This is a genomic window from Herbiconiux sp. 320_LB, from assembly GCF_059691755.1.
Genome location: NZ_JCAWAD010000006.1, coordinates 181,724 through 204,219, shown reverse-complemented (window position 1 = coordinate 204,219; position 22,496 = coordinate 181,724). Strand labels below are relative to the sequence as shown.

The following is a 22,496-nucleotide window of genomic DNA, read 5'->3' as shown; positions in this document are numbered from 1 at the left end:
GCCGGACTAGACCGGCGGCGGAGTCGCCTTCAGGTCATCCGTCGTCCACTTGCCCGCGGTGATCGGATACTCGCCCTTCAGGGTGAAGAGCGTCACGTTGCCGAGCTCCTTCTTCCAGATCACCAGCTTCATCTTGCCCGCCAGCTCAGCGACCAGCGCGAGTTTGTACTGCAGGTAGGCGCGCCCGTGCTCCGGGACCGTGGGGGTGGCCGGCGCGATCTCGACGCCCGCCGTGAGCTCGAGCTTGACCAGTCCGCTGAGACTGATCTCGGGGCCGGCGGCGTCGTAGAGCTTCGAGGTCAGCGCGAGCACCGGGCCGTACGACACGCTCGCGGTCGCGGACAGGTCCGTACCGCCCAGACCTTCGAGGAAGCTCAGTTTCGCGGTGTTCTCCGGATCCTTCGTGAGGGTCTGGTACCCCTTCTCGGCCGTGTAGGTGAAGCCGTAGGTGTAGACCCGCTTGAACGAGAGCTCCGGCAGGGTGAGCTTCGCCTCGAGGCCGAACGACGACCGCAGCGACATCCCGACGTCGTTCGTGATGACGACCGGCACCGGGCCGGCGAAGAACGAGACCGTGGGCAGCTTGTACGAGCCCAGGGCGTTCCAGGTGCCGAACTCGCGCTTGGTGCCGACGGAGAACTTCACCTGCGCCGAGGCCTTGAGGGTCGCGACGAGCTTCACGGTCAGCTCGTCCAGCTGCACCTCGGGCGGGTTGAATCCCCACTTCCAGCTGAAGCTCACGTGCATCACGAAGGTGAGGTCGACACCGACCTGACCCTTCAACGCCAGCGCGATGGCAGCGGTGTCGTTGTCGATGTCGTCCTTGTACGTGCTGTTCAGCACCGCCTGGGCCTCTTCGGGCGTCTTGGCGTTCCGCGACACCTCCTGCACCGTGGGCTGACCCAGCTTCGACTTCCACTCCACGAGGAGGTTCGCCTGGATGCCGAGTGAGGCGGTGAGGGGGGCGGCGGCGGCCTTCAGCGACGCGGGGGTCGCCGGGGTTGCCGGGGTCGAGGTGGATGCCGGGGTCGCCGGGGCGGCGAGCAGCGACGCGGGCGCGATCGCCGGCCCGTCCTCGGCCGGGAGGTCGCCCAGATCCACCTGGTCGGCCGGCACGATCCAGGTGCGGTCGCCCTCGCCCTCGCCGTAGTCGACCGGGGTGTACGGATCCGGCTGGCCGCTCGCATCCGTCGGCGGCGTCATCGCGGCCGCGTCGTCGTCGGCGGTCATCTCGGAGGGGTCGTCGAGCGCCTCGACCTGGTCGATGTCGACCTGGAAGAACGCGTCCTCGAGCGTGGCCGGCTCGACCTGGATGCGCCAGCTCGCGCCCGCGCGATCGATCGCGACCACCTTGGCGAACGCGCCATCCGGAGTCGCCGCGCTCTCGGCGCCCACGACCACGTCACCCGGCTTGAACTGCGGCTCGACGTCGAGGGTCAGCTCGGTGTCGCTGACCTTGTGCAGCCACTGCTGGGCGGGATCGCGGTTGAAAACGTGGGTCTCGGGCGAGGTCACCGTGTCGTCGGGATCGACGGCCTCGACGTCGATCGTCACGTCGTCCGACGCCGAGCGATCGGCGCGGTCGAACACCGTGGCGGTGTAGCGGAAGCTGCCGTCGCGCGGAGCCGAGGCGTCGAACTCCCAGTGGCTGCCGAGGGCGTCGGTGCGCACGTCGGCGGTGCCGATGAGTCCGTCCGGTCCGCTGATCTCGACCCGGTCGACGGCGGAGCCCGGGGTCGTCAGGTCGCCCGAGAGGGTGAAGTACCCGTGGTCGCCCAGGTCGATGTCGTGACCGTCGTCGTGGGAGTCGATCGAGATGGTGGGCGCGGCGTCGTGCGGGCGGCTCCGCTCGGCACCGAGGATGTCGCCGACCGGCGCCCAGGAGACCTCGGCCGCTCCGCGGCGGAGCGTGAGGAGGGCCGAGTCGCTGTCGGCCGCGGTGAGCATGAGCTGCGGGATCGCTCCGGCGACCCGGTCGAGCACGGCACCGCGGCCGCGACCGCTGTACGCCGGGCCCAGATCGAGGAAGGTCGTCTCGGAGGCGGCGGTGGTCGTCGCCGAGACCAGGCCGATCGTGTACTCGGCATCCGCGGTGCGCGCGAGGTGCGCCTCGACGGGCTGCCGGTCGTCGATCGCGGTCGTGGCCCCGTCGGTGGTGTCGGCGGTGGACACGAAGCTGCCGGGCAGGTTGAGCTGGGAGGACTGGTCGGGCGCATCCGGGATCCAGCCGGAGACGAACAGCTGCAGCTGGGAGACCGGCACGCTGGAGCCGACCGCCACGGCCCCGTTCTCGTCGAGCGGCACGATCGTGGTCACCGTGGTGCGGCCCGGCGGCAGCGGCAGGCGCTGACCGCCCGCCGTGATCGTGGTCGCGCGATCGGCGGTCACGACGAGTGTGGCGTAGACGGCGCGCACGTTCTCGCTCGGCACGCCGCCGAGCCCGACGGCCCCGACGGTCACCGGGTCGGTCCCCACGACGGATGCGGCCAGGCCGGTCGTCGTGTCGGCTCGCAGCACCGGCGCATCCAGGGCGATCATCGAGCCGGGAAGCGCCGGGTTCGATTCGAAGCCGGCGAGCACGTCGACGCGCACCGCGACCGGCTGGTCGGCCCAGAGCTGCACCGCGCCGTCGTGCACCGGGAGCAGGAGGGTGGTGGAGGCCGAGGTGCCGGCGCCGACCTGGAGGGCGGGCACGCCGCCGGAGCGGTAAACCGTGGTGGTGGTGGTGGTGGTGGTGGTGGTGGTGGTGGTGGTGGTGGTGGTGGTGGTTGGTGTTGCTGGTGCGGCCGGTGCCGAGAGGGCCGACACGCGCACGAGGGCCGAGCCGAAGCCGTCGACCGCGGAGCCGAGCGCGACGGTCGAGCCGGCGGTGGTCGAGAGGGCGCTCCCGCGGCCGATCTCGGAGTCGACGACCGGTACCGCTCCCGGGTCGCTGACGCGATGACCGACGGTACCCGCGACGACGACGGAGGGCAGCTCGGGTCCCGCGGAGGGAGCGGCGGAGGCGGCGGCGCCGGTGGCGACGGACGCGAGGACGACGGCCGAGGTGGCGACCACGGCGACGGCGGAGGTGATCAGGCGGCGCATCTCAGGCACCCGCCTGCGTCGTGCGGACTGATCGTCGCGCTGCGCCGATCCGGGTTCGCAGCACGAGCGCTGCGCCACCGAGGAGCAGCGTCGCGAGCGCGAGGCTCAAGGGTGCGAGCGGGTCGGGCCCACCCGTCGCGGCGAGGCCACCGCGGGCGGCCGTCGCCGGCGACTGACCGTCGGCCGGGACGACCGACACGGCGGCGGGATCCGACCCGCCTCCCGACGGGCCCGGGGTCGGGAGGGCCGGGACGGTCAGCCGCCGGCTCGAACTCGCCACGACGGCGCCGGACCCGTCGAGGATCGTCAGCGCCGCATCCGGAGTGCTCGCGGGGAAACCGGGTGCCGCTTCGACGCTGACCTCGAGGCGCCCGGCGCCGATCGACAGCTCGCCGTGCAGACCGAACGTCGTGGCGGTGAGGTCGACGGTGCGCCAGGGGCCGCCGTCCAGGCGCGCGGCGACCTCGAGGGAGGCCGGCGCCAGGCCGGATTGCTCGAACTCGATCCAGGCCGTCGTGGCACCCGCGGGGGCGTCGAGGGCGACGGTCGCCTGGTGGGCGGGGGCGGCCACGGGGGTGACGAGGGCCGGTGCGGGTGCGGCCGCGGGGGCGACGGCTGCGGGCGCGGGTGCGGCCCATGCCGCCGCGGGCGAGGCGATCGCCGCGATCGCGAGTGCGGCGGCTGTGGCCGCCAGGATTCCGGCGCGACGGCGCGATCGGATTCTGGGCATCGGTGTTCTCCCCCTGGGCGCGGTCCGGCCGCCGCCCGAATCAGCAGGCTAACAGCCGGGCGCCGGCGCCCGGTATCCCGCATACGGGTCACCGAGCACGTCACTGCGCGCGTCACTGCGCGCGCCACCGCGCGACTGGGAATGAGAGACCGGGGACAATAGGGGGATGCTGCTCACCGTGCTCGGAACCGCGACCCCGTATCCGAAGCCGGGGAACGCCTGCTCGGGGTACCTGGTGCAGAGCGGGGGTGGTCTCACGCCGGCCGCGGGTGCGGCCCGCCCGGCGACGGATGCGGCCCGCCCGGCAACGGATGCGGCCCACCCGGCGACGCATCCTGTCGACGTGGCCCCGGCGTCGTCGCGCCCGGCCGCCGTGTGGGTCGACGCCGGCACCGGAACCCTCGCCGAGCTGCAGCGGCACACCTCCCTCGCCGACCTCGACGCGATCTGGATCTCGCACCGGCACGCCGACCACACCGCCGACCTGCTCGTCGCCTACTACGCGCTCCGCTTCTCCGACCTGGCCCCCGCCGGGCCGGTGCGGCTGATCGGGCCGGAGGGGCTGCTCGACCGGCTGGCCGCCTTCCTCGGGCCGAACGCGGCGGCGATCCTGCCCGAGGTCTTCGACTTCACCCCGATGAGCGGCTGGGGCGAGACCGCGGTGGGCCCGCTCACGCTGGCCTGGGGCCCGGTGCAGCACGGCGTGCCCGCCTTCGGGCTGACGATCGCGGAGGGCGACCGCCGTCTGGCCTACTCGGGCGACTCCGCGCCCTGCATCTCGCTCGAAGAGCTGGCCGAGGATGTGGACCTGCTGCTGATCGAGGCCGGGTACGGCTCGGCGCCGAGTCGCTCCGACGCCGCAGAAGCTCCAGAGGCCCCGGCCCATCACACCCCGGAGGATGCCGGCCGCACGGCGACGGCCGCCCGCGTCGGGCGGCTGGTGCTGACCCACGTCGCGGACGAGGTGACGCCCGCGGTCGCGGCCCGGCGTGCATCCGATCACTTCGATGGACCGGTCGAGGCGGCCGCGCCGGGGTCGGTCTACGAGATCTGACCGCGGTCGGACCGGATCCGACCGAAGCCCGACCTTCGCCCGGCCGAGGGTCTGAGCCTGGTCCGACCCGACGGCGGGCCGAGGTGCGGTCCGAGCTCCGGCCCGAGTGACTACCCGGCGGGCGTCAGCCGGGTGCCCCGGTCACGATCCACCGTGTGCCGCGCGCCCGGAGCCCCAGGGTCAGCGCCCGCGCGCCGAGGTAGCCGAAGCCGAACGCGGCCCAGAGCCAGACGAGCCCCGCCGCGCCCTCCGGTCGGATGATGCCCACCGCGACCAGGAACGGCGAGTAGAGCACCAGCGACACCAGGCCCGCGATCGCGAGGTACCGGGCGTCGCCGGCCCCGATCAGCACCCCGTCGAGCACGAACACGAAACCGGCCAGCGGGATGCCGACGGCCATCACGAGGAGTGTCACCGTGAGCGCCGCCTGCACCTCCGCATCCGGGCTGAACACCGGCCCGGCGAACGGCGCGGCCACCGCGAGCAGTGCCCCGAGCACGACGCCGGAGACCAGCCCCCAGCCGATCAGCCGCCGGGTCACGGCCGCGACCCGAGGCACGTCGGCGGCGCCGAGGCCGTGCCCGATCATCGCCTGCCCGGCCACGGCGAGGGCGTCGAGGATGAACGCGAGCGTCGAGAAGATCGTCAGCGCGATCTGGAAGGCGCCGAGCTGCACGACCCCGAGCGACGAGGCGACGACCACCGTCGCCAGCAGGGCGGTGCGCAGACTCGCGGTGCGGAGGAACAGCCAGCCGCCGGCCGCGGCGGCGCCGCTCACGCCGTCGAGCCCCGGCCGGAGCGAGATCCCGGTGGCGCGGGCCGCCCGCACCGCGATCACCACGTACACCGCCGCCATCGCCCACTGGGCGACGACGGTGCCGGCCGCCGACCCGGCGATGCCCCACCCCGCGCCGTAGATGAGCGCCGCGTTCAGCGCGGCGTTCGCGGCGAAGCCGGCCACGGCGACGACGAGCGGGGTGCGCGTGTCCTGCAACCCGCGGAGGAGACCGGTCGCGGCGATCACCACGAGCATCCCGGGCAGGCCGATCAGCGAGATGGTGAGGTAGGTGGTGGCCTCCTCGCTCACGGTCGCGGTGGAGCCGAACAGCCGCACCAGCGGGTCCGCCGCGGGCCAGGCCAGGAGCGCGAGCACGACTCCGATGCCGAGAGCCAGCCACATGCCGTCGATTCCGGCCTTGATCGCGCCGGGCCGATCTCCTCCGCCGAGCCGCCGCGCGACGGCGGGCGTCGTGGCGTAGGCGAGGAAGATGAGCAGCCCCACCGCCGTCTGCAGGATCGCGCTCGCCACCCCGAGCCCGGCGAGCGGATCGGCGCCGAGGTGGCCGACCAGCGCGGTGTCGGTGAGGAGGAACAGCGGCTCGGCGACGAGGGCGCCGAGCGCCGGCACCGCGAGCCGGAGGATGTCGCGGTCGATCCTGAGCATTCCTGAAGCCTAGGACCGGGGTCCGACATCGGGAGGGCCGGACGAGGGCCGCGCGGGGGCCGCGCGAGGGTGCAGGGCGGCGGGAGATGTGGGCGCAGGCTGGCGAGACAAGGGGTGGACCGCGCGAGGCCAGGATCACCCGGCCCGCTGTCGGTGCGGGTGCGTAGAGTTGCCGTGTGACTGCATCCGGAATCGACACCGCCGAACTCGACCCCGCCATCCGCCCGCAGGACGACCTGTACAGGCACGTCAACGGCAAGTGGATCGAACGCACCGAGATCCCTGAGGACAAGGCGCGCTTCGGCTCCTTCCTGGTGCTGGCCGAGGAGGCCGAGAAGGCCGTCCACGAGATCGTCGAGGAGGCCCAGCAGGCCCCCGAGGGCTCGGAGATGCGGAAGTTCGGCGACCTCTACACCAGCTTCATGGACGAGGATCGCATCGAGCGGCTCGGCGCCCAGCCGATCGCCCCGCAGCTCGACCTGGTCGACGCGATCGACGACCTGCCCTCCTTCGCCACGACCCTCGGCCGCCTCGAGCGCCAGGGCATCGGCGGCTTCCTCCGCTACGGCGTCGACAACGATCCCGGGCAGCCGGAGCGCTACCTCGTCTTCATCGGCCAGGGCGGCATCTCGCTGCCCGACGAGAGCTACTACCGCGACGAGAAGTTCGCCCCGATCCGCGAGGCCTACCTCGCCCACATCCAGCGGATGTTCGAGCTGGCCGGCCTCGACGACGCGCCGGTCCGCGCCCAGCGGGTCTTCGACCTCGAGACCCGCATCGCCGCGTCGCACTGGGACAACGTGCGCACCCGCGACGCCCAGGCCACCTACAACCCGATGACCTGGCAGCAGTTCCTCGATCTGCCCGGCGGCACGGCGACCGACGCCGACGGCGTCTCGCTGTACGAGCTGTGGCGCGAGGCCCTCGGTGCCGACGAGGGCGTCTTCGCCGAGGTCGTGGTGCAGGAGCCGAGCTTCATCGAGGGCGTCTCGGCCACCCTCGCCGGCGAACCGCTGGAGAGCTGGAAAGACTGGCTGGCCTGGAAGATCGTGCACGGCTGGGCCCCGTACCTCTCCACCGACTTCGTCGAGGAGAACTTCGACTTCTACGCCCGCACCCTCACCGGCACGCCGAGCATGCGCGCGCGGTGGAAGCGGGGGGTCTCGCTCGTCGAGGGCGCCATGGGCGAGGCGGTCGGCCGCATCTACGTCGAGCGCCACTTCCCGCCGACCGCCAAGGCGGCGATGGACGTGTTGGTCGCGAACCTGATCGAGGCCTACCGCGACTCCATCTCGACCCTCGAATGGATGAGCCCCGCCACACGCGAGAAGGCGCTCGAGAAGCTGGCCACGTTCACGCCCAAGATCGGTTTCCCGACGAAATGGCGCGACTACTCGACCCTCGAGATCGACCCCACCGACCTGATCGCCAACATCCGTGCGACCAGCGAGTTCGAGTTCCAGCGCGAGCTCGGCAAGATCGGCAAGCCGCTCGACCGCGACGAGTGGTTCATGACGCCGCAGACGATCAACGCGTACTACAACCCCGGCTTCAACGAGATCGTCTTCCCCGCCGCCATCCTGCAGTACCCCTTCTTCGACGAGGCCCGCGACGACGCCGCGAACTACGGCGCGATCGGCGCCGTCATCGGCCACGAGATCGGCCACGGCTTCGACGACCAGGGATCGCGCTTCGACGGCGAGGGTCGACTCATCGACTGGTGGACCGAGGCCGACCGCGAGGCCTTCGAGAAGCGCACCTCCTCACTGATCGCCCAGTACGACGCCCTGGCTCCGGCCCAGGTGCCCGACCACCACGTCAACGGCGCCCTCACGATCGGCGAGAACATCGGCGACCTCGGCGGTCTCGGCATCGCCTGGAAGGCGTACCTCCTGTCGCTCGGCGGCGAAGAGCCGCCCGTGATCGACGGCCTGACCGGCGCACAGCGCTTCTTCCTCTCCTGGGCGCAGGCCTGGCAGCAGAAGTCGCGCGACGCCGAGGTCATCCGGCTGCTCGCGATCGACCCGCACTCGCCCAACGAGTTCCGGGCGAACCAGATCGTGCGCAACATCGACGAGTTCTACGAGGCCTTCGACGTCGATTCACACGACGATCTCTGGTTGGACCCAGCTGAGCGTGTGACCATCTGGTAGCCGACCGAGGAGGACGCCAGAGCATGCCTGATTCCACCCGCCCGGAGTCGACGCGCCGGAGTGCGCGGGCGGAACGGAGCGAGCGGGAGGAGCTCGCTCCCCGGGGCCGGCGGTCTGGCGCGGTCGACGACGGCGGCGGCATCTTCCGCAAGGGGTTCGCGTCGCTGACCGAGCTCGCGCTCTCGGGCGTGCAGGTCACGGCCTGCGCGGTCGACGTCGACTCGGGCCGCGTGCTGTTCTCGGTCGACGACCACCTCTCGGTGCCCACGGCCTCCATCGGCAAGGTGCTGCTGCTGATCGAGGTGGCGGCGCGAATCGTGTCGCGGGACGGCTCGACGACACCCTCGCCCGCGGCCGAGGGCCCAACGGCCGGCCGGTCGGATGCGCCCGTCCGCGCCTCCCGGCCGGCGCCGGGCGCCGAGGCCCTCAGCATCCTCAACCGCACCGCCGGCGACTCGGTCGCCGATTCGGGTCTGTGGCAGCACCTCCAGGTGCCCGCCCTGCCCGTCGCCGACCTCGCCGCACTGATCGGTGCGACCAGCGACAACCTGGCGACGAACGTGCTGCTGCGCCGGGTGGGGCTGGATGCGGTGCGCGCCCGCGCCGAATCGCTGGGGCTCCGCCGAACCCTCCTGCTCGACATCGTGCGCGACGAGCGGGGTCCGGATGACGCGCCGCAGCTCTCGGTCGGCTCCGCGCGCGAGCTCGCCACCCTGTTCCGTCGGCTGCATCGCGGCGAGGTGGTCGACGAGACCACGAGCGCGCTGGTGCGCAGCTGGCTGCGACTCAACGCGGATCTGTCGATGGTGGCCGGGGCGTTCGGGCTCGATCCCCTCGCCCACACCAGAACCGACCACGGCATCACGCTCTACAACAAGACGGGCACGGATGCGGGGGTGCGGTCGGAGGCCGGGGTCGTCACCGGGCCGGGCGGTGGCATCGCCTACGCGGTGACCATGCGCTTCAACGACGCCGAGCTGCTCGGTCGGCTCGCGGTGCTGGAGGGGATGCGGACGCTCGGGGTCGACTTCCTCGAGTACATCTACTGAGCCGCGTCCGCCTCGAGCAGCAGGCGGAGCGTCTCACCGACCGCGGGGATGTGGTCGGCGCCGGGTCTCGTGACGGCGACGAGCATCCGGTGGTCGTCACCCGTGGTGGGCAGGGCGACGACGTCGGCCGGGAGCGGGGATGCGGCCAGCGCCAGGGCGGGCAGGAGCGCGACGCCGAGGCCGGCCGCGACCATGCTCATCACCGCCACGACGTTGTCGGTCTCGAAGCCGATCGCGGGGGCGAAGCCGCTGCGCGCGCAGCTGTCGAGCAGGTGGCCGCGGCAGCGGGGGCAACCGGCGATCCAGTTCTCGGCGCGGAGGGCCGCGAGGTCGACGCGAACCGCGCTGGTACTGCTGTCGCCGTCATCGCCTCTGACGCCACCGCCTCCGGTGCCGCCACCCGCGGCCCGCACGGCCGGGTGCCCCTCAGGCGCGAGCAGGAGGATCTCGTCCCGCCCCAGCGTCTGCACGCTGAGCCCCTCCGCCCCGGCCTGGAACGGGTCGTCGCGATCGCCCGGGTAGTGGAAGGCGATGGCCAGGTCGCTCTCGCCGTCGCGTACGGCGGCCACCGCCTCGGGCGGCTCGGCCTCGACGTAGGTGAAGCGCACGCCCTCGTGCACCGTGCCCATCCGCCGGATCAACCGCGGCACGATCGTCGACGAGGCCGAGGGGAAGGCCGCCAGACGCACCCGGCCCGAGCGCAGTCCCGACAGGTCGGAGAGCTCGCCGGCGGCGGCCTCCAGCGCGGCGAGCACGGCGGCGGCGTGCCGGGCGACGACCTCGCCCGCATCCGTGAGCCGGATGCCACGGCCCGCGCGGGTCACCAGGGGCATGCCGAGCCGGGCCTCGACGCGCTTGAGCTGCTGGCTGACCGCCGGCTGGCTGTAGCCGAGCACCGTCGCGGCCCGCGTGATCGAGCCGTACTCGGCGATCGCCCCGATCACGCGGAGGGTCTGCGAATCGAGGTCGAAGGCGCCGGGTGGCGGGGCGAGGCTCATTGTCGAACTGTACCGGACGCATAACGGACGGTTATGGATGCCATGATCGACCGGGCATTGTTCAATCGGTCGGCGTCCGGGATCCTGGAGCCATGAGCCCGACCGACGCCCCTCCGCTTCTGGTCTCCGACGAGCGCCTCGGCCTCGCCGAGCTGCAGTCGCGCTTCGACGCCCGCCCCGGCTACCTGGCCGCGTGCACCGCGGGCATCCCCCCGCGGGAGACCGTCGCCGCGCTCGCCGCGGACCTCGCCGAGTGGTCGGGCGGCCACCGCGACCTGGCCGGCTACGGCCTGGCGGTCGAGGAGGCGCGCGCGGCGTTCGCGCGGCTGGTCGGCGTGCCGGTCGACCGGGTGGCGACCGGGTCGCAGGTCTCGGTCACCACGGGGATGATCGCGGCCTCGCTGCCGGAGGGCTCCGAGGTGCTGGTCGTCGACGGCGACTTCAGCTCGATGGTGTTCCCGTTCCTGGTGCAGGAGCAGCAGGGCCGGTTGACCGTGCGATGCGTTCCCCTCGACGGGCTCGCGGCCGCGATCGGGCCGTCGACCACCCTGGTCTCGTTCTCGCTCGTGCAGTCGGCGACCGGCGCCCTCGCCGATGCCGACGCGATCGTCGAGGCGGCCGCCCGGCACGGCGCGGCGACCTACTGCGACACCACGCAGGCGGCCGGCTGGATGCCCGTGGATGCGTCCCGTTACGACGTCACCGTCTGCCACGCCTACAAGTGGCTCTGTGCGCCGCGGGGTGCCTCGTTCATGACGGTGACCCCCGAGTTCGCCGAACGCCTCGTGCCGGTCGACGCCGGTTGGTACGCCGGTGACGAGGTCTGGGGCTCCTGCTACGGGCCCGGGATGCAGCTGGCGGCCTCCGCGCGCCGCTTCGACGTCTCGCCCGCCTGGCCGGTCTGGATCGGCGCGGCCCGCTCGCTCGAGCTCTTCGCGGCCGCCGACCTGGAGGCGGTGCGGGCCCACGACGTCGGCCTCGCGAACGCCCTGCGGGAGCACCTGGGCCTCGAGGCGGGATCCACTCCGATCGTCTCGTGGCCGGATGCCGACGGCGCGGCCTTCGCCGCCCTCACGGCCGCCGGCATCGCGGCCTCGGCGCGCGCCGGCCGCGCCCGAGTCGCCTTCCACCTCTGGAACACCCCCGCCGACGTCGACCTGGTGCGCGCGGCCCTCGGTCCGATCCGCGCCTAGCGCCTCACCCGCGGGCGGGCAGCTCGAGCGTGACGACGAGTCCGCCGTGCGGGCGCGGCGCGAGTGCGAGCGAGCCGTGGTGCACCGCGGCGATGCGGTCGACGAGGGCGAGACCGAGTCCGTGACCGTCGGTGCGGTCGGCTGCGCGGCCGCCGCCGCGCAGGAACGGTTCGGCGAGCCGTCCCGCGGTCACCGCGTCGAAGGTCGCCCCGGTGCTCTCGATCCGGAGCACGATCCGTCTGTGAGATGGGTCGTGGTGGGCCTGGATCCTCGCCGTGCCGTCGATGCCGCTGTGTCGGATCGTGTTGTCGACCAGGTTGTCGAGCAGTTGCCTGAGGAGCACCGGGTCTCCGTGCACGACGCAGGTCTCGATCTCCGCGGTGATCGTGACGCCGCGGGCATCCGCGTCGGCCTGCTTCTCGGCGATCAGCTCGCGGGCGATCGGAGCGAGGTCGACGGAAGTGGATCGGGCATCGACCGCGTTGACATCGGCCAGACGCAGGAGCGATTCGGTGAGGCTCACGGCGCGATCGTTGGTGAGCCGGAGCCGTTCCACGAGGACGGGGTAGTCCTGCTGCTCCGGGTGGCGGGCGGCCACCTCGAGCATCATCGACGTCACCGCCAGGGGAGTGCGGAGCTCGTGCGAGGCATTGGCGGCGAACCGTTCGTGGGCCTGGAAGGCGTCGCTCAGCTGCTCCAGCATCTGATCGAAGGTGTCGGCGAGGTCGGCGAGCTCGTTCCGGCGTCCGCGCATCCGGATGCGGTGGTCGAGCGATCCGTCGCGCGCCGCGGTGGCGGCGGCGGTGATGAGGGTCAGGGGTCTGAGCATCCGCCCGGCGAGGAACCAGCCCCCACCGAGTCCGAGGACGGCGAGCAGGAGAAGGGCGATGGCCGCGTAGCGCACGAACACCTCGAGAAGATCCGACCGAGCCGGTGCCGGCGCCCCTCCGTCGATGACGAGCAGATTGCCCTCGGGCACGAAGCGGAGGACGAGGAACCCGACGACGGCGAACGCCGCACCGACGACGACGATGAACGCGGCGTAGCTCAGGGTCAGTTGCAGCCGGAAGGAGAGCCCTCTCTTCCGAGTGGAGGCGCGGCCGATCACGATCCGCCCCGCAGCCGGTAACCGGTGCCCGGCACCGTCAGGATGAGGTCCGGCGCGCCGAGCGCCTTCCGCAAGGTCGAGACGGTGACCCGAGGGGCTGTCGTGAACGGGTCGGTGTTCTCATCCCACACCTTCTCCAGCATCGTCTCAGCGCTGACCACTCCGCCTCCCGCCTGCGTGAGGAGGAGGAGAACGGCGAACTGCTTCCGGGTCAGCTTCAGGAACCTTCCGGCGCGATACGCCTCCCGCCGAAACGGGTCGACCCGGAGATCGCCGAACTCGAGCACCGGGGGTGTTGCCGCGGCCGGGCGGCGGGCCAGAGCACGGAGGCGGGCGATGAGCTCCTCGAGCGCCACCGGCTTCGTGAGGTAGTCGTCCGCGCCGAGCTCGAAGCCCGAGACCTTGTCGTCGAGTCGGCCGGCGGCCGTCAGCATGAGCACACGAACCGTTGGATGCTCGCGGACGATCGTCGCGCAGACCTCGTCCCCATGGATACCGGGGATGTCGCGGTCGAGGATCACGACGTCGTAGTCGTTCACGCCGACGCGCTCGAGGGCTTCGTCGCCGTCCGCCGCCAGGTCGGCCGCCATCGATTCATGGCGGAGCCCCTGCTGCAGCGCTTCGGCGAGGAACACCTCGTCTTCGACGATCAGGACGCGCATCTTCACCTTTCGAGGTCGTTTCGAGGTCGTTGGAGGTCGTGTGAGGTTCCCCAGTGTAGGCAGCCAGGTGTTGCGGAAACGTGAGCGGAAACCGCAACGCCATCGCAACAGGCCGGCTGGTGGAGTGGGGTCCACGGCATCACGACCCCAAGGAGAAGATCATGAATCACCTCACCGAAACCCACCCCGCGGCCACACCCCGCCCCTCTGCCACGACCCACCCCGCGGCCACCGGCCGGACCCGTCGCCGATGGCCACTCCTGCTTCTGGCCGCTCCGGTGCTGGTGTTCGTCCTCGCCGGCTGCGCACCGACCGCCGCGCCGACGACGAACGCGGGGACCGGCGCCGGCCAGCCAGGATCGGACTCCGAGTTCTCGGCGGCGCGCGACGCCTACGATCTGAAGCTCGCGCAGTGCCTCCGTGGCCACGGCCTCGAGGTCAAGGATCCGCTTCCCGGTCAGGGCATCACCGAGGACGCACCGGAGATCCGCGAGGCCTACCCCCTGTGCACCTCCGAGATCGGCGACCCTCCGGCCCGGCCCGACATCCAGCTGTCCACGGAGGACCTCGACAAACTCCTCGAGCGCGCGAAGTGTCTTCGCGAGAAGGGGTACGAGATCCAGGAGCCGACCGCGGGGGACCCGGGCTTCATCCCGGCCGAGGTCTCGGATGCGGACTTCGAGACCTGCAGAACCTCCTGAACGACGGTCGGGCCACCCGACCGCCGCTCGTCCCCGTCCCCCAGCCAGGAAGTGCGTCGCCATGTCAGACACCACCACCCCCTATCCACCCCACCGCGCGGAGGCCCACGCCGGTGCCGACGCCCACGCCGGTTCCGATCCCGGCGCGACGGCACGGCCACCGCGTCGCCGTCGCCGCGTCGTGCTGCTGACGATCGCGGCGATCACGGTCGTCGTGGCGCTGGTCGCCGTCGCGGCCGTGACGCTGTTCCGTCCGGCGGCCCCGGCCGCCCCGGCGGCGGCTCCGGCGACCGTGCCGGTCACGACGGGGGACATGGTCTCCGCGACCAACGCGCGGGGAACGCTGCATTTCGCGCAGGAACGCCCGGTGCCGGCCGGGGCGGCCGGAGTGCTCACCGGTCTCCCCGAGGCGGGTTCCGTCATCGCACCCGGCGGCGTGCTGTACCGGGTCGACACCCGACCGGTGCTCTTGCTCCGCGGGTCTCAGCCCGCCTGGCGTCCGCTCGAGCTGGGGATGACCGACGGCGACGACGTCCGTCAGCTCGAGGAGAACCTCGTGGCGCTCGGGGTCCCCTTCACCGGTGACGTCGACACGCGGTTCACGCAGGCGACCGCGACCGCGATCGGCTCCTGGCAGAAGAGCCTGGGGGTGGAGCGCACCGGGAGGTTCGACCGCGCCTCCATCGTCTTCTCGGACCACGACCTCAGGGTGGCGCGCCTCACGGCGTCGATCGGAGCCGACATCGCACCCGGTGCCGAGCTGTACCGGGTGTCGGCGACGGACAAGGTCGTCGACCTCGACCTGGCGCTCACCGACCAGCAGCTCGCCGTGGTGGGCGCGACCGTCGGCGTCACCCTGCCCGACGGCACCGTCACCACGGGCTCGATCGCGGCGGTGAGCGAGCCCCGGGAACGCACCGACGACGCGACGTCGACGACGAGTGCTCAGCCCGGGACCCCGGCGAAGTACGTCATCCCGGTGACCATCGCGCTCGCCGACCAGGTCGCGACGAGTGCCTTCCCGCGAGCGAGCGTCTCGGTGCAGTTCTCCAGCACGCTCGCCGCGGGCGTGCTGACCGTCCCCGTGGAGGCTCTCATCGCGACCGCCGCCGGGAGCTTCGGGGTTCAGACCCCGGACGCCGGTTCGGTCAGGACGATCCCGGTGACGACCGGGGCGTTCGGGTCGGGCCGCGTGCAGATCTCCGGCGACGGCATCCGTGACGGACTCGACGTCGTCGTGCCCGCATCATGACCGCTCTCATCGAACTCGACGGCGTCACCCGCCTCTACGGTTCCCCTCCGGTCCACGCGCTCGACGGCGTCGATCTCGCGGTGCACCGGGGCGAGCTCGTGGCGATCGTCGGACCGAGCGGATCGGGGAAATCGACCTTGCTGAACGTGATCGGCACCCTCGACCGCCCCACGTCGGGCAGCGCCTTCTTCGACGGGCAGAACGTGGGCGAGCTCTCCGACCAGGCGCTGTCGGCTCTCCGTGCCCATCGCATCGGCTTCGTCTTCCAGCAGTTCCACCTCCGCGACGGGGTCGGTGCCGTCGACAACGTCGCGGACGGCATGCTCTACACCGGTGTCCCCCGTCAGACGCGTCGCATCCGGGCCCGGGATGCGCTGCGTCGGGTGGGGCTGGGCCACCGCCTCGACCACACCCCGGGCCAGCTCTCGGGAGGGGAGCGCCAGCGGGTGGCCATCGCCCGCGCGGTCGTCGGCGGCCCCCCGCTGCTGCTCGCCGACGAACCCACCGGCAATCTCGACTCGGTCTCCGGCGAGAGCATCGTGGACCTGCTCCACGACCTCAACGCGAGCGGCACGACCGTCGTCGTCATCACCCACGACGCGGAGCTGGCCGAGCGCCTCCCCCGACGCGTGTCCATCATCGACGGCCGCATCGTCGCCGATTCCGCCCCCCACCCGAAGGCCCGCCCATGATCTCCGCACGAGGACGCACATCACGCCGGGTGAGCGCCGCCGCTCCGGCGACCCACCGCTCCCGCCTCCGGGCCGGTGATCTCGCCTACGTCGGCTCCACCGGACTCCGGGCCCGGCCCGCCCGCGCCGTGCTGTCCGCGCTGGGTGTCGCGATCGGGATCGCAGCGATGGTCGCCGTCGTCGGCACCTCCGCGTCGAGCCGGGAACGACTCGACTCCCAACTCGCCCAGCTGGGAACCGACCTGCTCACCGTCACCGTCGCGGAGGCCAGCGGATCGACGGCCCCGCTCCCGCTCCCTCCGGATGCCTCCGGGCGGGTGCAGCGCATCGCCGGCGTCACGGGCGCCGGCGCCACGGCCGAGCTGCCCGAGGTGCACGTCTACCGGAACTCCCTGGTCGATGCGGCCCGCACCGGAGGACTGACGGTGGCGGCCACCGAGCTCGACCTCCTGGACATCGTCGGCGCCACCATCCGAACCGGCCGATGGTTCGATCAGGCCACGGCGACCTACCCGACCACGGTGCTCGGGGCCACGGCGGCGGAGCGCCTCGGCATCCGCGACCCCGGCGAGCTGGTCTGGCTCGACGGGCAGGACACCACCGTGATCGGGATCCTCGACCCGGTTCCCCTGGCCCAGGAACTCGATCTCACCGCCCTGATCGGGATCCCGGTCGCGTCGACCGGGGCCGGCTACTCCGGCCACCCGACCAGGGTCTACGAGCGCTCGACCGACGACGCCGTCCTCGTGGTGCGGGAGCTCCTGCCCTCCTCCCTGCAACCCCAGGCCCCGGCGGATGTCGTGGTGTCACGACCCTCCGACGCCCTCGCCGCCCGCGCCGCCGTCGACCAGGTCTTCACGGGGCTGCTGCTCGCACTCGGCTCCATCTCCCTCCTCGTGGGCGGGATCGGGGTCGCGAACACCATGATCATCTCCGTCCTCGAACGACGACGGGAGATCGGGCTGCGCCGGGCGATCGGCGCCACCCGGCGCCACATCCGCCTGCAATTCCTCGCCGAAGCCGTGCTCCTGTCGGCCCTGGGCGGGGTGGCCGGAGCGGGACTGGGGGCGGCGGCCGGCGCCGCGATAGCGATCGCGAACGGCTGGACACCCGTCATCCCCGCGTGGATCCTGGTCGGCGGCGTGCTCGCGACGATCGCCGTCGGCGCCGTGGCCGGGCTCTATCCGGCCGTGCGCGCAGCCCGGACCCCTCCGTCCGTGGCCCTCAGCTCGTGAGGCGAGTCAGTCGATGAGGTCGAGCGCGGCCAGGCGCCGGAGGGTCTCGCGGCCCGCGGGCGGGCAGCGGTGCTCGTCGGCCGTGGTGACCCAGTGCAGCGCGTCGACCTCGCTCGAGGCGACCGGAGCATCCGGGGTCGCCCCGCCGAACACCTGCATGTCGACCAGCCGTCCGTCGGGCTCGCCGTGCGCCTGCACCGAGAGCGAGAACAGCGGATCGAGCGACGGGGGATCGACCCGCACCCCCACCTCTTCGAAGGCCTCGCGGGCGGCCGCCTGCCGGGCGGTCTCGCCGGCGTCGATCTTGCCGCCGGGCAGGTAGACCACGTCGCGACCCCGCGCGGTGACCATCAGCAGCCGGCGGTCTCGGATGAGGGCGAGCGCGGCGACGCGGATCGGTTCCATCCCCGCGCCGTTCCGCGAGGGCACGGCGGTGTCACTGCCGGACGCGACCGCGCCCTCGTCGTGCGGCTCGACCACGGCCGAGATCAGGCCTGGGCGCGGCGGTGGTCGTCGAGCTCAGGCGTGATCGCGATCGGCGCGGTGGCGTGCGCCGTCGCCGCCGGGCCCAGCCCGAAGAGCGTGTCGATCGCGGCGAAAACCTCGTCGGCGCGGCCCTCGCGAGCCAGCTCGCGGGCACGCACCGAGGGGGAGTGCAGGATGACGCCGACCAGGTGCCGCAGCGCCCGCTCGGTCTCGGTCGCCTGGTCTCCGCGGGCGCGGGAGCGCTCGATCTCGGCGTCGAGGAGGTCGAAGAGGTGCGACCGCAAGGCGACGACGGCCGGCGTGACCTCGGCCTCGGCCTTGCCGGCGCGGTACTCGGCGGCGGCCTGGTCGACCAGGGCCCGCGCATCCGACTCGGCGTTCAGCTCATCGAGCGGGGCGTGGAGGCTGATGGTCTCCAGGTCGAGCAGCTCGGCGGCGCCCGCACGCACGGTCGCGACGTCGGGGTCGACGTTGCGGGGGAGCCCCAGGTCGATCACGAGCCGGCGGGGGAGCGCGCCCGGCAGCTCCAGGGCGGCGGTGAGGTGCGCCGCATCCAGCACGACGGTCTCGACCGTGGTGCAGGTGATGACCACGTCGGACGTGGCCAGGGCGTCGAGGTAGCCGTCGGCGAGCACCGGCACGAGATCTTGCTTCGCGGCGAACGCGACCGCCCGGCCCGAGGGCGAGTAGACGCGGATGTCGGTGACCCCGCGGTCGCGGAGGTTGGCGAGGGTGACGCGGGCGTACTGACCGGTGCCGACCAGCAGCACCCGGGTGCGGGCCCAGTCGGTGACCCGGCTCTCGGCCAGGTCGAGCGCGAGGCGGGCGAGCGACCGGCCGGCTCCGCCGAGACCGGTCTTCGTCTTGACCCCGCGGGAGGTGTGGGCCGCGCGCTGGAAGAGGCGCTCGAGCGAGGACGACGTGGTGCCCTCGATCCGCGCGGTGCTGAGCGCGCGCTTGACCTGGCCGGCGATCTCGTCCTCCCCGACGACGACCGACTCGAGCCCGGAGGACACCGCGAACAGGTGGTCGGCCACGCCGTCGCCGCAGAGCACGGTCAGGCTGTCGCGCAGCTCGGCGACATCCGTTCCCGACGCGGTGCCGAAGCTCTCGGCCGCCTGCTCGACGGCCAGGGAGACCCCGGCGGTGAGCGGCTCGTCGATGTCGAGGTAGGCCTCGAAGCGGTTGCAGGTCGCGAGCACGACGGCGCCCTGTACGAAATCGCTCTCGGCCACGAGGCTCTTGGCCACGTCGGCCGTGCCCACCGACAGCTTCTCGAGGAGGTCGAAGCTCGCGTTCCGGTGGTTCGCGGTCAGGCAGATGAGCACTGCCCAAGTCTAAACCCGCCCAGCGGCACCCGGTGCCGTGCGCCGTAGGATGTGCCAGTGACTCTGCCCGCAACCCATCCCCTGCTCGACGGCCGCACCGCATCCTCCCCCCTCGTCACGACCTATCGGGGCACCCGCGGGCCGGTGACCCCGGTCTGGTTCATGCGGCAGGCCGGCCGATCGCTGCCGGAGTACCGCGAGCTGCGCGTCGGCACCCGGATGCTCGACGCGTGCCTGGACCCGGCGATGGCGAGCGAGATCACGCTCCAGCCCGTGCGCCGGCATCACGTCGACGCGGGCATCTTCTTCAGCGACATCGTCATCCCGTTGAAGCTCGCGGGCGTCGACGTCGAGATCGTGCCGGGGCGCGGCCCCGTGCTGGCGAAGCCCGTCCGCACCCTCGCCGACGTGGCGGCGCTGCCGGCTCCGGATGGCGCCGACTTCAGCGCCATCCGGGCCGGCGTCGCGCTCACCGTCGCTGAGCTGGGCAGCACCCCGCTGATCGGCTTCGCCGGCGCCCCCTTCACGCTCGCCGCCTACCTGGTCGAGGGCGGCCCGTCCAAGGACCACATCCGGGCGCGCACCCTCATGCACGCCGATCCCGAGGCCTGGGAGGGCCTGCTCTCGTGGGCGGCCGACGTCACGGGCCGCTTCCTCCGGGCCCAGCTGGAGGCCGGCGCGAGCGCGGCCCAGCTGTTCGACTCCTGGGTCGGGTCGCTCTCGAAGGCCGACTACGTCGAGCGGGTCGCCCCGTTCTCGCGCGCGGCCCTCGCGCCCATCCGCGATCTCGACGTGCCCGTCGTGCACTTCGGTGTGGGCAGCGGCGAGGTGCTGAAGGAGATGCACGAGGTCGGGGCTGACGTCGTGGGCGTCGACTGGCGCATCCCGCTGGATGTCGCCTCCGCCCGCCTCGGCGGCGACGTGACCGTGCAGGGCAACATCGACCCCGCGCTGCTGGCCGCGCCGTGGCCGGTGCTCGAGGCGCACGTGCTCGACGTGCTGCGCCGCGGACGGAGCGCGCCCGCCCACGTGCTGAACCTCGGTCACGGCGTGCCGCCGGAGACCGACCCCGACGTGCTCAGCCGCATCGTCGCCCTCGTGCACGAGCGGGGCGCCGAGACCGGGGAGGTCTGAGGTGACGGACCAGGTGGACCCGGGCCCGATCTCCGACACGAGCGCCGGCGTCGAGGTCGACGTGGTCGTGATCGGGGGCGGGGCCGGCGGTCTCGTCGCCGCCCGCCGGCTCGCGCACCTCGGCAACACGGTGCTCGTGGTCGAGGCGAACGGCTCGCTGGGCGGCTTCGTCGGCCGCCACGAGCTCGACGGCGTGGTGCTCGACTCGGGTGCCGAGAGCTTCGCGACCCGGCGCGGCACCGTCGCCGCCCTGGTCACCGAGCTGGGCCTCGGCGACCGCATCGTCGTACCGGCCCGCGCCGGCGCCTGGGTGGCCTGGACCGGAGGCACCGCCCCCCTCCCCGCCGCCGGCCTGCTCGGCATCCCCGGCGTGCCCCTGGCCGACGACGTGCGACGGGTGATCGGCTGGGGCGGTTCGCTGAGGGCGTACCTCGACCGCCTGATGCCGCTGCTGCGGGTGAAGCCCGAACACGATCTCGGCGACATCGTGCGCCGCCGGATGGGCCGGAAGGTGCTCGACCGCCTGGTCACGCCGGTGGTCGCCGGGGTGCATTCGGCCGACCCGTCGATCGTGGACGTGCGTTCGGTCGCGCCGGGGCTGACCCAGGCCATGACCACCCAGGGCTCGCTCTCCGGGGCCGTGATGGCCCTGCGCGAGCAGGCGCCCGCCGGGTCGCAGGTGCAGGGGATCGTGGGCGGCATCCACACGCTGATCGACGCCCTCGAGACGGATGCGCGGTACTACGGCGTGCAGTTCCGCACCGGGACGCGGGTGACGGGCCTCGACCGGGGCGCGGAGGGCGAGGGCTGGGTCGTGCGGGCCGGGTCCGACGCGATCCGGGCGCGAGCGGTCGTCGTGGCGACCGACTTCCGTCCCGCTCTCGGCCTCCTCGAGCAGGCCGGCGTGGGGCGGCCGGCGCGTGCCGCGAGTGCCGCGCGTGCCGCGAGTGCCGGGATCGAGGGGAGCGCGGCCGCCTCGCCCGCGCCCCGATCCGTCCCGCCGCTGCCCGCCGCCGAGGACTGGCCCACCCCCGCCTCGGTGACGATCGCGACCCTCGTGGTCGACGACGCGCGACTGGATGCGGCGCCCCGCGGCACCGGCGTGCTCGTCGCCCCCGGCACCCGGGGGGTCACCGCGAAGGCGCTCACGCACGCGACCGCGAAGTGGGCCTGGCTCGCCGAGTCGCTGCCGGCCCACCGGCACGTGCTCCGGCTGTCGTACGGGCGAGCGGATGCGGCCGGCCCGGCACCGACCGACGCAGCGGCGGGTGCCGCTCCGGAGGTCGACGCCGCCCTGGCGCTCCAGGACGCCTCCACCCTCCTCGGCATCCGCCTGAGCCCCGCCACCGTGGTCGACTTCGACACCGTGCAGTGGAAGGACTCACTCGCCTTCGCCACCCTCGGCCACAGGGCCCGGGTCGCCCAGGCGCTCGCCGCCGTCGCCGCCCTGCCCGGGCTCGACGTCGTCGGCGCGTGGGTGTCGGGGACGGGCCTCGCGGCGACCGTCGCCGCGGCCGGCACCACCGCATCCGGGCTCGCCGCCGAGCTGCGCGGCCAGCCCCGCCTGCCCACCGACTGAGCGCAGGAGCCCGACCGCACCGGCCTGGGGATCCCCTGTGGGGCGGGCTCGGGGGGCAATGCGGGTCGCGCATCCTTGGGACTACGCTGGAAAGAACCCTGTACTCGCGATCGATCGGAGTTCACATGCGCGGGAAGATCATCCTCGTCGTCGGGCTCGCCACCGGGTACGTCCTCGGTTCGCGAGCCGGTCGCGAGCGGTACGAGCAGATCAAGACCGGAGCGGACAAGATCTGGAACACCCGGCCCGTGCAGGCCGGTGTGGGCAAGGCCCAGGAGTTCGCCGACAAGCGGGTCGACGAGGTCAAGGCCTCCCTCTCCCGCGCGGCGCGCAATGCGCTCGCCGGGCTGCTCGGCCGCGACCCGCTGACCGGCCCCCAGCAGAGCTCGGCCGCGAAGGCCGTCGGGTCGACGAAGGCGACGCCGCCGCGCCCCGCCGCGAGCCGGACCAGCACCGCGAAGTCGACCACGGGGAGCGCGACCGCGTCCGGCTCGGCCAAGACGACCACGAAGTCCACCCCCAAGTCGGCCGGTGGCTCGACCGCCGCGACGAAGCCCGCGGGCGCCCAGGCCGACTCGGCCTCGTCCGACGGCGACGAGTAGAACGAGGAG

At 73.0% G+C, this 22,496-nt stretch carries 19 protein-coding genes; 11 read left to right on the top strand and 8 right to left on the bottom strand.

The genetic code is table 11. The annotated features are described in order from the left end of the window. Positions 1 to 6 precede the first annotated feature (6 nt). Together AC59HU_RS16280 and AC59HU_RS16275 are read right to left on the bottom strand one after the other, a co-directional pair. Positions 7 to 3,096, bottom strand: coding sequence for a hypothetical protein (locus tag AC59HU_RS16280; RefSeq protein WP_497224471.1), 3,090 nt, complete (start codon positions 3,094 to 3,096; stop codon positions 7 to 9). Next, complete coding sequence (locus AC59HU_RS16275) at positions 3,089 to 3,817, bottom strand: hypothetical protein (RefSeq protein ID WP_497224470.1); 729 nt, start codon at positions 3,815 to 3,817, stop codon at positions 3,089 to 3,091. The genes AC59HU_RS16280 and AC59HU_RS16275 overlap by 8 nt, the downstream gene beginning before the upstream one ends. Positions 3,818 to 3,983: 166 nt before the next feature. Here AC59HU_RS16275 and AC59HU_RS16270 point away from each other — a divergent pair, with 166 nt between their 5' ends. Then, complete coding sequence (locus AC59HU_RS16270; protein ID WP_497224469.1) at positions 3,984 to 4,871, top strand: MBL fold metallo-hydrolase; 888 nt, start codon at positions 3,984 to 3,986, stop codon at positions 4,869 to 4,871. 124 nt (positions 4,872 to 4,995) lie between these two features. On the opposite strand, the gene AC59HU_RS16265 is transcribed toward AC59HU_RS16270, so the two are convergent. Next, positions 4,996 to 6,315, bottom strand: coding sequence for an MATE family efflux transporter (locus tag AC59HU_RS16265; protein WP_497224468.1), 1,320 nt, complete (start codon positions 6,313 to 6,315; stop codon positions 4,996 to 4,998). A gap of 176 nt (positions 6,316 to 6,491) precedes the next feature. Between AC59HU_RS16265 and AC59HU_RS16260 the strand changes: the two genes are divergently transcribed. Continuing rightward, positions 6,492 to 8,468 carry a M13 family metallopeptidase gene (locus tag AC59HU_RS16260; protein WP_497224467.1) on the top strand — a complete coding sequence of 659 codons (1,977 nt, stop codon included), beginning with the start codon at positions 6,492 to 6,494 and terminating at the stop codon, positions 8,466 to 8,468. A gap of 23 nt (positions 8,469 to 8,491) precedes the next feature. Beyond that, on the top strand, positions 8,492 to 9,517 hold the full coding sequence (locus AC59HU_RS16255; protein ID WP_497224466.1) for a serine hydrolase: 1,026 nt from the start codon (positions 8,492 to 8,494) through the stop codon (positions 9,515 to 9,517). Here AC59HU_RS16255 and AC59HU_RS16250 read toward each other — a convergent pair. Beyond that, the gene (locus tag AC59HU_RS16250; RefSeq protein WP_497224465.1) at positions 9,511 to 10,515 is read right to left on the bottom strand and encodes a LysR family transcriptional regulator; all 1,005 of its coding nucleotides are present in this window, start codon (positions 10,513 to 10,515) and stop codon (positions 9,511 to 9,513) included. The genes AC59HU_RS16255 and AC59HU_RS16250 overlap by 7 nt on opposite strands. A gap of 92 nt (positions 10,516 to 10,607) precedes the next feature. Here AC59HU_RS16250 and AC59HU_RS16245 point away from each other — a divergent pair, with 92 nt between their 5' ends. Further along, entirely contained in the window at positions 10,608 to 11,708 is a 1,101-nt protein-coding gene (locus AC59HU_RS16245) for an aminotransferase class V-fold PLP-dependent enzyme (protein ID WP_497224464.1), read from the top strand. Positions 11,709 to 11,712: 4 nt separating this feature from the next. Here AC59HU_RS16245 and AC59HU_RS16240 read toward each other — a convergent pair whose 3' ends face one another. Both AC59HU_RS16240 and AC59HU_RS16235 read right to left on the bottom strand, forming a co-directional pair. Then, a complete protein-coding gene (locus AC59HU_RS16240; RefSeq protein ID WP_497224463.1) occupies positions 11,713 to 12,816 on the bottom strand; it encodes a sensor histidine kinase in 1,104 nt (367 codons plus the stop codon). Continuing rightward, positions 12,813 to 13,478 carry a response regulator transcription factor gene (locus tag AC59HU_RS16235; protein ID WP_497224576.1) on the bottom strand — a complete coding sequence of 222 codons (666 nt, stop codon included), beginning with the start codon at positions 13,476 to 13,478 and terminating at the stop codon, positions 12,813 to 12,815. The genes AC59HU_RS16240 and AC59HU_RS16235 overlap by 4 nt, the downstream gene beginning before the upstream one ends. 161 nt (positions 13,479 to 13,639) lie before the next feature. Between AC59HU_RS16235 and AC59HU_RS16230 the strand changes: the two genes are divergently transcribed. The 4 genes from AC59HU_RS16230 (at position 13,640) to AC59HU_RS16215 (ending at position 17,358) form a co-directional block, all read left to right on the top strand. Then, entirely contained in the window at positions 13,640 to 14,179 is a 540-nt protein-coding gene (locus AC59HU_RS16230) for a hypothetical protein (RefSeq protein ID WP_497224462.1), read from the top strand. 61 nt (positions 14,180 to 14,240) lie between these two features. Continuing rightward, complete coding sequence (locus AC59HU_RS16225; protein WP_497224461.1) at positions 14,241 to 15,431, top strand: peptidoglycan-binding protein; 1,191 nt, start codon at positions 14,241 to 14,243, stop codon at positions 15,429 to 15,431. Continuing rightward, positions 15,428 to 16,123, top strand: a complete 696-nt coding sequence (locus AC59HU_RS16220; RefSeq protein WP_497224460.1) for an ABC transporter ATP-binding protein — start codon at positions 15,428 to 15,430, stop codon at positions 16,121 to 16,123. The genes AC59HU_RS16225 and AC59HU_RS16220 overlap by 4 nt, the downstream gene beginning before the upstream one ends. Continuing rightward, on the top strand, positions 16,120 to 17,358 hold the full coding sequence (locus tag AC59HU_RS16215) for an ABC transporter permease (RefSeq protein ID WP_497224459.1): 1,239 nt from the start codon (positions 16,120 to 16,122) through the stop codon (positions 17,356 to 17,358). Before AC59HU_RS16220 ends, AC59HU_RS16215 begins: the two co-directional genes overlap by 4 nt. A 6-nt stretch (positions 17,359 to 17,364) precedes the next feature. Here AC59HU_RS16215 and AC59HU_RS16210 read toward each other — a convergent pair whose 3' ends face one another. Next, positions 17,365 to 17,838, bottom strand: coding sequence for an NUDIX hydrolase (locus AC59HU_RS16210; RefSeq protein ID WP_497224458.1), 474 nt, complete (start codon positions 17,836 to 17,838; stop codon positions 17,365 to 17,367). 8 nt (positions 17,839 to 17,846) lie between these two features. Continuing rightward, the gene (locus AC59HU_RS16205) at positions 17,847 to 19,172 is read right to left on the bottom strand and encodes a glutamyl-tRNA reductase (protein WP_497224457.1); all 1,326 of its coding nucleotides are present in this window, start codon (positions 19,170 to 19,172) and stop codon (positions 17,847 to 17,849) included. Positions 19,173 to 19,229: 57 nt separating this feature from the next. Between AC59HU_RS16205 and hemE the strand changes: the two genes are divergently transcribed. The 3 genes from hemE to AC59HU_RS16190 all read left to right on the top strand — a co-directional run bounded on the left by hemE (position 19,230) and on the right by AC59HU_RS16190 (position 22,487). Further along, complete coding sequence (gene hemE, locus AC59HU_RS16200) at positions 19,230 to 20,306, top strand: uroporphyrinogen decarboxylase (RefSeq protein WP_497224456.1); 1,077 nt, start codon at positions 19,230 to 19,232, stop codon at positions 20,304 to 20,306. 1 nt (position 20,307) lies between these two features. After that, entirely contained in the window at positions 20,308 to 21,885 is a 1,578-nt protein-coding gene (locus tag AC59HU_RS16195) for a protoporphyrinogen/coproporphyrinogen oxidase (protein ID WP_497224455.1), read from the top strand. Between the two features lie 125 nt (positions 21,886 to 22,010). Further along, the gene (locus tag AC59HU_RS16190) at positions 22,011 to 22,487 is read left to right on the top strand and encodes a YtxH domain-containing protein (protein ID WP_497224454.1); all 477 of its coding nucleotides are present in this window, start codon (positions 22,011 to 22,013) and stop codon (positions 22,485 to 22,487) included. The last annotated feature ends 9 nt before the right edge of the window (positions 22,488 to 22,496 follow it).

What these genes read in the sequence shown, in the direction of transcription:
- AC59HU_RS16220 (WP_497224460.1), top strand. Translation starts at nt 15,428, where the DNA reads ATGACCGCTCTCATCGAACTCGACGGCGTCACCCGCCTCTACGGTTCC.
- AC59HU_RS16270 (WP_497224469.1), top strand. Translation starts at nt 3,984, where the DNA reads ATGCTGCTCACCGTGCTCGGAACCGCGACCCCGTATCCGAAGCCGGGG.
- AC59HU_RS16250 (WP_497224465.1), bottom strand. Translation starts at nt 10,515, where the DNA reads ATGAGCCTCGCCCCGCCACCCGGCGCCTTCGACCTCGATTCGCAGACC.
- AC59HU_RS16265 (WP_497224468.1), bottom strand. Translation starts at nt 6,315, where the DNA reads ATGCTCAGGATCGACCGCGACATCCTCCGGCTCGCGGTGCCGGCGCTC.
- AC59HU_RS16215 (WP_497224459.1), top strand. Translation starts at nt 16,120, where the DNA reads ATGATCTCCGCACGAGGACGCACATCACGCCGGGTGAGCGCCGCCGCT.
- AC59HU_RS16225 (WP_497224461.1), top strand. Translation starts at nt 14,241, where the DNA reads ATGTCAGACACCACCACCCCCTATCCACCCCACCGCGCGGAGGCCCAC.
- AC59HU_RS16245 (WP_497224464.1), top strand. Translation starts at nt 10,608, where the DNA reads ATGAGCCCGACCGACGCCCCTCCGCTTCTGGTCTCCGACGAGCGCCTC.
- AC59HU_RS16235 (WP_497224576.1), bottom strand. Translation starts at nt 13,478, where the DNA reads ATGCGCGTCCTGATCGTCGAAGACGAGGTGTTCCTCGCCGAAGCGCTG.
- AC59HU_RS16275 (WP_497224470.1), bottom strand. Translation starts at nt 3,817, where the DNA reads ATGCCCAGAATCCGATCGCGCCGTCGCGCCGGAATCCTGGCGGCCACA.
- AC59HU_RS16190 (WP_497224454.1), top strand. Translation starts at nt 22,011, where the DNA reads ATGCGCGGGAAGATCATCCTCGTCGTCGGGCTCGCCACCGGGTACGTC.
- AC59HU_RS16255 (WP_497224466.1), top strand. Translation starts at nt 8,492, where the DNA reads ATGCCTGATTCCACCCGCCCGGAGTCGACGCGCCGGAGTGCGCGGGCG.
- AC59HU_RS16230 (WP_497224462.1), top strand. Translation starts at nt 13,640, where the DNA reads ATGAATCACCTCACCGAAACCCACCCCGCGGCCACACCCCGCCCCTCT.